The sequence below is a fragment of the Streptomyces sp. NPDC007905 genome, from assembly GCF_042959345.1.
GTDB lineage: Bacteria > Actinomycetota > Actinomycetes > Streptomycetales > Streptomycetaceae > Streptomyces.
The window spans coordinates 413,235-423,184 of record NZ_JBIBKS010000002.1; the positions used below are offsets into that span (position 1 = coordinate 413,235).

A 9,950-nucleotide genomic window follows, 5' to 3' on the forward strand; every position below is an offset into this window, starting at 1 on the left:
ACCGGTGGATGTCCACGGCGTGCCGCGTCACGTGCCTGGGCGGCCCTCCCGGCATCGCGCCACCCCCGTGGGCGCGATGCGGTGGCCCCGACCGTGCGGGGGGTGCCCGGCCGGGGCCGCTCTCCGGGTGCCGTGGCACCCGGTGGGAAGCGGGACCAACGATGCCCCTGTCGCGTTCCGGCCACCACCATCATCTTGTTGCAATGCGACGGGCGGAGGCCGGACGATACCGGGTCATAACGGCGGTTTACCACGCCCGTGGTGGACGGAGCCGTGTTGCGGACCCGGTCCCGGCCGCGCATAGTTGCGCTGCGGAAGTGGCAGCCAACCGGGGGTGGAATGGGCGATGGCCGGGCACGGGACGGAGGAGCATCCTCACGGTGCCGACCGACTGTGCGCAGCCGGGGATCGCGTGTATTCCCGGGCCGTGCGTCGGGGACGGGTGCCGCGCACGGACGCGGAGCCGGTGCCCTGCCTGCTGGAGCTGGCCCTGCTGCATCCGGACCCCGACGACATGGACTGGCTGGTGCCGACCTCCCCGCAGGAGGTCATGACCCGGCTGCTACGCGGGGTCCACGACGAGGTCAGGGACAGCCAGCGGCGGGTGGGCTCGGCGGTGGCCGCCTTCGAGTGGTACGCCGGTCTGGGCCGGCAGCTGCAGGCCCTGTCGGGGCCGGGCGAGGGCACGGCCATCCGCGTGCTGGACGGACTCTCCCGCATCCAGGCCGCGATGGACGAGGCGACCGAGGCGTGCACGAGTGAGGTGCTCACCGTGCAGCCCGGCGGTATCCGGCGCGAGGCCGAGCTGACCGAGGGACTGCACCGGGCGCTGGCGTTGCGCGGCCGGGGCGTGCGCATGCGCGACCTGTACACGCACGTGGCCCGGCACGGGCAGGGACTGCTCAACTACCTGGAGCTGATGGGTGACGCGGTGGAGGCCCGCACCCTGGACGAGGTCATCGACCGGCTGATCCTCTTCGACCGCACCGTCGCCTTCATCCCCGCCAACACCGAGCGCACGATGGCCCTGGAACTGCGCCACCCGGCCCTGGTCGAGTACCTGGTGACCGTCTTCGAACGGCTGTGGCGGCTCGCGCTGCCGCTGACGGCTCCCCTCCCCGACACCGGCATCGAGGGCATCTCGCACCGCGAGCGGTCCATCGCCGCGCTGCTCGCCGAGGGCCACCAGGACGCGGTGATCGCCGAGCGGCTCGGCATCAGCGTCCGTACCTGCCGGGCCCACATCGCCCGCCTGTCGGACACCCTCGGTGCGGCCAGCCGTACCCAACTGGGCGTCCGCATCGCCCAGGTGGGCCTGGACGGCCCCCCGCGCACCGGCCCGTCGGCCGCGCCCCCCGCGCTCAGGGTTCCTGGTCAAGAATCCCCGAGCGTGCGATGAGGTAGCCGAGCTGGGCGCGGCTCTCGCTGCCGAGGGTGGCGGCGAGCCTGGCGATGTGGACGCGGGCGGTGCGCACGTTCATGCCGAGGCGCTCGGCGATGGCGGCGTCGGTGTGGCCCTCCACGAGGAGCGCGGCGATGGCGCGCTGGCGCGGGGTGACGCCGTTCAGGGACGGGCGCTCGACGGCCTGCGGGTACATCGGGGTGGCCAGGCGCCAGAGCCGGTCGAAGGCCGTCACGAAGAACCGGAGCAGGGCCGGGTGGCGCACCTCGAGGGCGAGCCGGCCGTCGTCGCCGGCCGGGACGAACGCCACCGTGCGGTCGATCACGATGAGCCGGTCCGGCAGCTCGTCGAGACCGCGGACGGCGATGTCGCCGCGCAGCTGCTCGAAGTTGCCGTACACGGAGGGCAGATGGCGCAGGGTGTGCTGGTAGAGGGCGCGCATCCGGGCACCGCGGTCGAGCACCGCCTGGTCGCGGGCGAAGGCGGCCTCGCCGGCGGCCTCGCCGCGCGGACCGGTGAGCCCGGCGTGCGACTGGATGCAGAGCACCTCCTCGGTGGCGTCGGCCATGGCGTCGCCGATGGCGCCGTTGATGCGTTCGGTGCCGCTGAGGATGCGCAGGGTGGGGGTGTCGGCGGGCCTGCCGTGCCGGGTCTCGAGCCGGGTCAGCGGCTCGAACAGCGCCACCAGCCGGTCCTCGCGGCGGCGTTCCTCGGCGACGCGGGTGCGGGAGCCGCGCAGCAGGTGGCCCAGCAGGGCGGCGGGGGCGACGGGTTCGAGCCGGCCGAGGTCGTCGACGGCCGGGTGCAGCAGTCCGAGGTCGGTCAGGCAGGGGGCGTCGGCCGCGTCCACCGCGCGCAGGTGGCCGTCGCGCAGGGCCCGCGCGTACAGTTCGGTGCCCGCGTCGCACAGTTCCTCGATCCCGTGCCCGCGGTGGCTCACCGGGCCGCCCCGTCCAGCTCGAGTATCCCGGACCGCGCGATCAGGAAGCCGAGTTGGGCCCTGCTCTCGCTGCCGAGGGTGGCGGCGAGCTTGGCGATGTGGTCCCGGGCGGTGCGTACGTTCATGCCGAGGCGTTCGGCGATCGCGGTGTCGGTGTGCCCCTCGACCAGCAGCCGGGCGATGGCGCGCTGGCGGGGCGTGACGCCGTTCAGGGTGGGGCGCCGGACCGATTCCGGGTACATGGGGGTGGCCAGTCGCCACAGCCGGTCGAAGGTGGTCACGAAGTACGTGATCAGCGCGGGGTGGCGGACCTCCAGCGCGAGGGTGCCGTCGTCGTCGGCCGGGAGGAAGGCCACCGTGCGGTCCATGACGATGAGCCGGTCGGTCAGCTCGTCCAGGCAGCGGGCCTCGGTGTCCCCGCTGAGCCGTTCGTTGTGGGCGTGGACGGTCGGCAGATGGAGCGCGGTGTGCTGGAAGAGGGTGCGGATACGGCCGCCGCGGTCGAGCAGTGCCTGGTCGCGTGCGTAGGCGGCGTCATGGGCGGCCTCGCCGCGCGGACCGGTGAGCCCGGTGTGCGGCTGGATGCAGAGGACTTCCCGGTGGGCTTCCGCCATGGCCTCGGTGATGGCCCGGTCGATCCGCCCGGTCCCCGTGTGCAGGCGCAGCAGCGGGGTGCCGGCGCCGGCGCCGGCGGCCCGCGGTCCGGCCGTCCTGATCAGCGGCTCGAACTGTTCCACCAGCCGGTCCTCGCGCCGGTGCTCGTCGGCGATCCGGCCCCGGGAGGCGCGCAGCATCCGGTTCAGGGCGGCGGCGGGGGCGACGGGTTCGAGGCGGGTGGGGTCGTCCGGGGCCGGGTGCAGCAGCCCGAAGCCGGTGAGACAGGGCGCCTCGGTGATGTCCTCGGCGCGCAGCAGACCTTCGCGCAGGGCCCGCTCGTACAGCTTCAGGCCGGCGGCGCACGGCTCTTCGAAGCCGTGGTCCCGGTGCGGTGCCGCGGTCACTGCGCTGCCTGCTCCTGCTTGAGTATCCCCGACTCGCCGATGAGATATCCGAGTTGGGCGCGGCTCTCGCTGCCGAGGGTGGCGGCGAGCTTGGCGATGTGCAGGCGGGCGGTGCGCACGTTCATGCCGAGCCGTTCGGCGATGGCGGTGTCGGTGTGGCCCTCCACGAGGAGCGCGGCGATGGCGTGCTGGCGGGGGGTGATGCCGTCCAGGGACGGCTTGCGGACGGCCCGCGGGTACAGGGGGGTGGCCAGGTGCCAGAGCCGGTCGAAGACGGTCACGAGATAGTCGACCAGGGCGGGCAGCCGGACCTCCAGGGCGAGGGTGCGGTCCTTGTTCGCGGGGATGAAGGCGACCGCGCGGTCGAAGACGAGGAGCCGCTCGGTGACCTCGTTCAGGGTGCGGGCCTCGACGTCGCCCTGCAGCCGCTCGTAGCGGGCGTGGACGGTGGGGGCGTGGCGGAGCGTGTGCTGGTAGAGGCTGCGGATACGGCCGCCGCGGTCCAGCAGGGCCTGGTCGCGGTCGAGGGCGAGGGCGAACAGGGCGGGGCTCGTACGGGTGTGGGCGGGGTGCGTCTGTATCGCGAGGAGTTCCTGGGAGGCGTCCGCCATGACATGGGAGATGGCCTGGTTGATCCGGTCCAGGCCGCTGTGCATCCGGATCGTCGCGGGCTCGCCGGTGGGTCCGGCGGGCGGGCCCTGCGCCCGGAGCAGGGGCTCGAAGGCCTTGGTCAGGCGCGCCTCGCGGCGGCGCTCGTCGGCGATGCGCTCCTCGGAGGTGCGCAGCAGCTCGTGCAGGGCGACCGCCGCGGCCACCGGCTCCAGCCGGCTCGGGTCGTCGACGGTCGGCTGGAGCAGACCGAACCGCAGCAGACAGGGTGCCGTCTCGGCCAGTGCGCTGCCGATGTGGCCGTCGCGCAGGGCCAGCGCGTACAGCTCCGATCCTGCCGGGCACAGCTCTTCCATACCGTGGTCCGGGTGCGGCGCCGGGGTCACTGCCGGGCTCCCTCCTGCTCGGGAATGCGGGGGTGGGGTGTGGTGCGCGGGTGTGCGGCCAGGTCCGTCCGGTGCCGTCCTGCGGGCTCCGCTCAGGGGCGGTCGGCGTGCCCGGGTGCCGACATGTCCTGCTCGAGGAGCCCCGACTGGGCTATGAGGTAGCCGAGCTGGGCCCGGCTGCCGCTGCCGAGCGCCTGGGCGAGCTTGGCGATGTGCGCGCGGCACGTGCGCACGTTCATGCCGAGGCGGCGGGCTATCGCCTCGTCGACGTGGCCCTCGACCAGAAGCTTGGCTATGGAGTGCTGGACGCCGGTGATGCCGTCGCGGGCGGGTTCGTAGGGCACTTCCTCGCGCAGGGGGGTGGCGCGGCGCCAGAGGTGCTCGAACACCTTGGTCAGGTACTTGACCAGGCCGGGGTGGCGCAGTTCGAGGGCGACCTGCTGGTCGTCGTGCGCCGGGACGAAGGCGACGGTCGCGTCGCAGATGATGAGTCGTCCTATCAGCTCCTCCAGCGTGCGGATCTCGACCTTGCCGCGGGACATGACGTCCACGTACGCCATCGTCCCCAGGCTGTGCCGGACGGTGTGCTGGTAGAGCGTGCGCATGCTCACACCGCGCTCCATGAGCGGGCGGTCCCGTTCGAGGGCCTGCTTCAGGATCTGTTCGCTGCGCCCGCCGCCCGGCTGCACGGTCAGGACCTCGTGCCGGCACTCGCCGGTGGCGAGATTGAGCGCCGCGTTGATCCGGTCGGCGCCTTCGAGCACGGTGATGGCATGGGTGGGGGCGGGTGCCAGCGCGCTGAGCGCCATGAATGGCTCGAAGGATTCGGTCAGTTCGATGGAGAACCGCCGACGGTCCAGGATCTCCCGCTCCAGCGGGTGCAGCCGCTGGGCGAGCGCGACGGCGGGGGGAACCGGACGCAACCAGTTCTGGTCGTCGGGATCCGGGTGCAGCAGAGCGAACTCGAGGAGGCAGGGGGCGTCCTCGATCTCGGCCCGGGCGATGCGGCCGGTGCTCAACGCGCTCGCATAGAGCTGTGTCCCCTCCTCACAGAGATCGGTTATCGCGTGTGGATGTGTCCCTTTTAGGTTGTTATTAGGCAAATCTCCACCCCCCAGGGTCCTGAACATGCAGGAACATGATGCATCGACCCTGTGGCATTGACGTGCCTGAATGAGCCATCGTCTTCGTGGCACGGGGGAAGGAAACTCGTTGAGTGAGGACGAAGCCGACTATGTACAAGAGAATGCTTCGATCGGCGCTTGCCGTTGCCTTCTCTGCGGCCGTGGTCTTCGGTGCTGGGGCGGGGACGGCGCAGGCGGTCGGCGGGGCCAAGCTGGACACCGGCTGGGGCGCCAGTGAGCCGACGGGAGTCGTCGCCACGCCGGCGGACACCGGTTGGGGGCAGAGCACACCCCTCGGCGCGACGGGGACGGCGGCATGACCACCCCGCCCGACGACCGGTCCTTCCGTCGTGAAATGGCCACCGCCTACCGCTCTGGCTGGCACTTCATCGACCTGGTCACCGCCATCCCCCACAGTGGTGACTCGCTGATGGTGACCGTGTTCGGCGAGCCGGTCGTCGTCACCCGGGACGACGACGAGGACGTACGGGCGTACCGCTGTCTGCGCAAGCCCCGCGGGGCGCCGCAGCCGGTGCGGTGTGCCATCCGGTACGGCATGATCTTTGTGAACCTGGACCAACGTGACCACCGGCTGGCAGAACCGGAGGTCTCGGACGTGAGGACCATTTCGGCCACCCCCCGCAGTGCCTGACGCGATTCCCCCGTCGTAAAAGATCGCTCAGGTGCTTCCCCCCGCAGCGGCGTCACCGTGACCTGAACACGGTGACGCCGCTGCAGTTTGTGGCGACATTTCGGGGTATGAGAACGCTTTCACAGTGGCCGAAAACCAACCGGGTGACCGCCCCGTCTCAGCCCCGCCCGAGCGCTCGCTCCAGCTCGATCTCGATCACCACCCGGGAGGGGTTCTCCCGGGGCTGCCGGTGATACCGCTCGGCGTAGCGGCGCTCCGCCTCCGCCACCCGCTCCCGATCGGTGCGCACCCGCGCCCGGCCCTCCAGCGTGGCCCAGCGCCGGCCGTCCACCTGGCACACCGCGACCCGTGCGCCCTCGGTTCCGGCCGCGAGGACGTGGGCCACCTTCGCGCTCGCCTTGTTGGTGATCACCCTGGCCAGCCGTGCCTCGGGGTCGTACGTCACTCCCACCGGCACCACGTGCGGGCTGCCGTCGGGGCGCAGTGTCGTCAGCGTGCACAGGTGCCGCTCCCGCCAGAAGGCGAGGTAGGGCTCGTCCGGGGCAGCCGGGTCCTGGGAGTACATGGCCATGGCCCGAAACCTAGTTGCAGGAAGCTGCAATCCCCACCTTGAGTGGACTAGACTCAACTTTGCGTATGTTGGTCAAGTCAGCAGCGGGAGACTGGCCGACGAACCGAGGCCGAGGAGGAGAACGGACACGTGGACGCCGAGCTGACCAACAGGAGCCGGGACGCGATCAACGCGGCCGGCAACCGGGCCGTGACCGAGGGGCACCCGGACCTCACGCCTGCCCACCTGCTCCTCGCTCTGCTCGCGGGGCAGGAGAACGAGAACATCACCGACCTGCTCGCCGCCGTCGACGCCGACCAGGCGGCCGTGCGCTCCGGCGCCGAGCGCGTGCTGGGGTCGCTGCCCAGCGTGACCGGTTCCACCGTCGCGCCCCCGCAGCCCAACCGCGATCTGCTCGCCGTGATCGCGGACGCCACCGAGCGGGCCAAGGCGCTCGGTGACGAGTACCTGTCCACCGAGCACCTGCTCATCGGCATCGCGGCGAAGGGCGGTGCGGCCGCAGAGGTGCTCCAGCGGCAGGGGGCGGATGCCAAGAAGCTCGAGGAGGCCTTCCGGAAGGCCAGGGGAGGACGCCGCGTGACCACCGCCGATCCCGAGGGCCAGTACAAGGCCCTGGAGAAGTTCGGAACCGACTTCACCGCCTCCGCCCGCGAGGGCCGGCTGGACCCGGTCATCGGCCGGGACCAGGAGATCCGGCGGGTCGTGCAGGTGCTGAGCCGCCGCACCAAGAACAACCCCGTCCTCATCGGTGAGCCGGGCGTCGGCAAGACCGCCGTCGTCGAGGGCCTCGCCCAGCGGATCGTCAAGGGCGACGTGCCCGAGTCCCTGAAGGACAAGCGGCTGGTCGCGCTCGACCTCGGTGCGATGGTCGCGGGGGCGAAGTACCGCGGTGAGTTCGAGGAGCGGCTGAAGACCGTGCTCGCCGAGATCAAGGACTCGGACGGGCAGATCATCACCTTCATCGACGAACTGCACACCGTCGTGGGCGCCGGCGCCGGCGGCGACTCCGCCATGGACGCCGGCAACATGCTCAAGCCGATGCTGGCCCGCGGTGAGCTGCGCATGGTCGGCGCCACCACGCTGGACGAGTACCGCGAGCGGATCGAGAAGGACCCCGCCCTGGAGCGCCGCTTCCAGCAGGTGCTGGTCACCGAGCCGACCGTCGAGGACACCATCGCGATCCTGCGCGGACTCAAGGGCCGGTACGAGGCCCACCACAAGGTGCAGATCGCCGACAGCGCGCTGGTGGCCGCCGCCGGCCTGTCCGACCGGTACATCACCTCCCGCTTCCTGCCCGACAAGGCCATCGACCTGGTGGACGAGGCGGCCTCCCGGCTGCGCATGGAGATCGACTCCTCACCCGTGGAGATCGACGAACTCCAGCGCTCCGTCGACCGGCTGAAGATGGAGGAGCTGGCGATCGCCAAGGAGACCGACCCTGCCTCCCGCGAACGCCTGGAGAAGCTGCGCCGCGACCTCGCCGACAAGGAGGAGGAGCTGCGGGGGCTGACCGCCCGCTGGGAGAAGGAGAAGCAGTCCCTCAACCGGGTCGGTGAGCTCAAGGAGAAGCTGGACGACCTGCGCGGCCAGGCCGAACGCGCCCAGCGTGACGGCGACTTCGACACCGCGGCCAAGCTGCTGTACGGCGAGATCCCGGAGCTGGAGAAGGAGCTGGAGGCCGCCTCCGAGGCCGAGGAGGAGGCCGCGCAGGACACGATGGTCAAGGAGGAGGTCGGCTCCGACGACATCGCCGACGTCGTCGCCGCCTGGACCGGCATCCCGGCCGGCCGCCTGATGGAGGGCGAGACGCAGAAGCTGCTGCGCATGGAGGACGAGCTGGGCAAGCGGCTCATCGGCCAGAGCGAGGCCGTAAGCGCGGTGAGCGACGCCGTACGACGCTCGCGCGCCGGTATCGCCGACCCCGACCGGCCGACCGGATCCTTCCTCTTCCTCGGCCCCACCGGCGTCGGCAAGACCGAACTCGCCAAGGCACTCGCCGACTTCCTCTTCGACGACGAGCGGGCCATGGTCCGCATCGACATGTCGGAGTACGGCGAGAAGCACAGCGTGGCCCGGCTCGTCGGCGCGCCTCCCGGCTACGTGGGTTACGAGGAGGGCGGCCAGCTGACCGAGGCGGTGCGCCGCCGCCCGTACAGCGTGGTGCTGCTGGACGAGGTGGAGAAGGCCCACCCCGAGGTCTTCGACATCCTCCTGCAGGTGCTGGACGACGGCCGGCTGACGGACGGTCAGGGACGTACGGTCGACTTCCGCAACACCATCCTGGTGCTCACCTCCAACCTGGGCAGCCAGTACCTGGTCGACCCGCTCACCAGCGAGGTGGAGAAGAAGGAGCAGGTCCTGGAGGCCGTGCGGGCCTCCTTCAAGCCGGAGTTCCTCAACCGGCTCGACGACCTGGTCGTCTTCTCGGCGCTGACCAAGCCCGAGCTGGAGCGGATCGCCCAGCTGCAGATCGAACGGCTGGCCAAGCGGCTCGCCGAGCGCCGGCTCACCCTGGAGATCACCCCCGAGGCGCTGGCCTGGCTCGCCGAGGAGGGCCTGGACCCGGCCTACGGCGCCCGCCCGCTGCGCCGCCTGGTACAGACCGCCATCGGCGACCGCCTCGCCAAGGAGATCCTCTCCGGCGAGATCAAGGACGGCGACACGGTCCGCGTGGACCGCTTCGCCGAGGGCCTGCTGGTGGGCCCGGCGACGGGCAAGACGCTGTAGGACGCGCCCGCGGACGTGCTACGGCCCCCTCCGTCCGGTCACCCCCAGGTGGCCGGTAGAGGGGGCCGCCGCGTCGCACCGACCGGCTCGCCACTCACAGCGGCGCACGGGCGGCCGCCGGGCTGCCCGAAGCTTGCCCGGCGGCCGCGGGGTGCCTTGGCGAAGGTCGTTGGGGGGCCGTGGCGCGCCGAAGGGCGCACGGCTGGGTCCGCGCGGGGAGGCCGACGGTGCGCGGGCGGCCGCCGGGCCAGACCTTGTACGGAGGCTGGTGGGCGTCCCGGCGCAGGTCGTCGGTGGCGACCGTGGCGCGCTCGGCTGCGGCGAATGGCGCGGTGAGGTCCCGGGCGTGGTCGAGGGCCGTGCAGGGGGGAGGGCGATGGTGCGCGGGCGGCCGCCGGGCCAGACCTTGCGCGGAGGCTGGTGGACGCCTGGCGCAGGTTGTCGGTGGCGACCGTGGCGCGCTCGGCTGCGGCGAATGGCGCGGTGAGGTCCCGGGCGTGGTCGAGGGCCGTGCAGGGGGGAGGGCGATGGTGCGCGG

At 72.0% G+C, this 9,950-nt stretch carries 9 protein-coding genes; 4 read left to right on the forward strand and 5 right to left on the reverse strand.

The annotated features are described in order from the left end of the window. Positions 1-346 precede the first annotated feature (346 nt). Complete coding sequence (locus ACFZDC_RS05610; protein WP_391320397.1) at positions 347-1,399, forward strand: LuxR C-terminal-related transcriptional regulator; 1,053 nt, start codon at positions 347-349, stop codon at positions 1,397-1,399. On the opposite strand, the gene ACFZDC_RS05615 is transcribed toward ACFZDC_RS05610, so the two are convergent. The 4 genes from ACFZDC_RS05615 to ACFZDC_RS05630 form a co-directional block, all read right to left on the reverse strand. After that, a complete protein-coding gene (locus ACFZDC_RS05615; RefSeq protein ID WP_391320399.1) occupies positions 1,362-2,342 on the reverse strand; it encodes a LuxR C-terminal-related transcriptional regulator in 981 nt (326 codons plus the stop codon). The genes ACFZDC_RS05610 and ACFZDC_RS05615 overlap by 38 nt on opposite strands. Beyond that, positions 2,339-3,343: a helix-turn-helix transcriptional regulator gene (locus ACFZDC_RS05620; protein ID WP_391320401.1), complete on the reverse strand. Its 1,005-nt coding sequence runs from the start codon at positions 3,341-3,343 to the stop codon at positions 2,339-2,341. The genes ACFZDC_RS05615 and ACFZDC_RS05620 overlap by 4 nt, the downstream gene beginning before the upstream one ends. Next, positions 3,340-4,338, reverse strand: coding sequence for a helix-turn-helix transcriptional regulator (locus ACFZDC_RS05625; protein WP_391320402.1), 999 nt, complete (start codon positions 4,336-4,338; stop codon positions 3,340-3,342). The genes ACFZDC_RS05620 and ACFZDC_RS05625 overlap by 4 nt, the downstream gene beginning before the upstream one ends. 92 nt (positions 4,339-4,430) lie before the next feature. After that, on the reverse strand, positions 4,431-5,468 hold the full coding sequence (locus ACFZDC_RS05630) for a helix-turn-helix transcriptional regulator (protein ID WP_391320404.1): 1,038 nt from the start codon (positions 5,466-5,468) through the stop codon (positions 4,431-4,433). Between the two features lie 155 nt (positions 5,469-5,623). On the opposite strand from ACFZDC_RS05630, the gene ACFZDC_RS05635 reads away from it, so the two are divergent. Both ACFZDC_RS05635 and ACFZDC_RS05640 read left to right on the forward strand, forming a co-directional pair. Then, positions 5,624-5,782 carry a hypothetical protein gene (locus tag ACFZDC_RS05635; protein ID WP_391320406.1) on the forward strand — a complete coding sequence of 53 codons (159 nt, stop codon included), beginning with the start codon at positions 5,624-5,626 and terminating at the stop codon, positions 5,780-5,782. Continuing rightward, the gene (locus ACFZDC_RS05640; protein ID WP_391320408.1) at positions 5,779-6,114 is read left to right on the forward strand and encodes a hypothetical protein; all 336 of its coding nucleotides are present in this window, start codon (positions 5,779-5,781) and stop codon (positions 6,112-6,114) included. Before ACFZDC_RS05635 ends, ACFZDC_RS05640 begins: the two co-directional genes overlap by 4 nt. Before the next feature lie 157 nt (positions 6,115-6,271). Here the strand turns inward: ACFZDC_RS05640 and ACFZDC_RS05645 are convergent, their stop codons facing one another. Beyond that, positions 6,272-6,685, reverse strand: coding sequence for a TIGR03618 family F420-dependent PPOX class oxidoreductase (locus ACFZDC_RS05645; protein ID WP_391320410.1), 414 nt, complete (start codon positions 6,683-6,685; stop codon positions 6,272-6,274). Positions 6,686-6,814: 129 nt separating this feature from the next. On the opposite strand from ACFZDC_RS05645, the gene clpB reads away from it, so the two are divergent. After that, positions 6,815-9,412, forward strand: a complete 2,598-nt coding sequence (clpB, locus tag ACFZDC_RS05650; RefSeq protein ID WP_391320412.1) for an ATP-dependent chaperone ClpB — start codon at positions 6,815-6,817, stop codon at positions 9,410-9,412. Positions 9,413-9,950 lie beyond the last annotated feature (538 nt).

Excerpts from the sequence above, each read along its gene's own strand:
- ACFZDC_RS05630 (WP_391320404.1), bottom strand. The coding sequence starts at position 5,468 with ATGTTCAGGACCCTGGGGGGTGGAGATTTGCCTAATAACAACCTAAAA.
- ACFZDC_RS05640 (WP_391320408.1), top strand. The coding sequence starts at position 5,779 with ATGACCACCCCGCCCGACGACCGGTCCTTCCGTCGTGAAATGGCCACC.
- ACFZDC_RS05645 (WP_391320410.1), bottom strand. The coding sequence starts at position 6,685 with ATGGCCATGTACTCCCAGGACCCGGCTGCCCCGGACGAGCCCTACCTC.
- ACFZDC_RS05610 (WP_391320397.1), top strand. The coding sequence starts at position 347 with ATGGCCGGGCACGGGACGGAGGAGCATCCTCACGGTGCCGACCGACTG.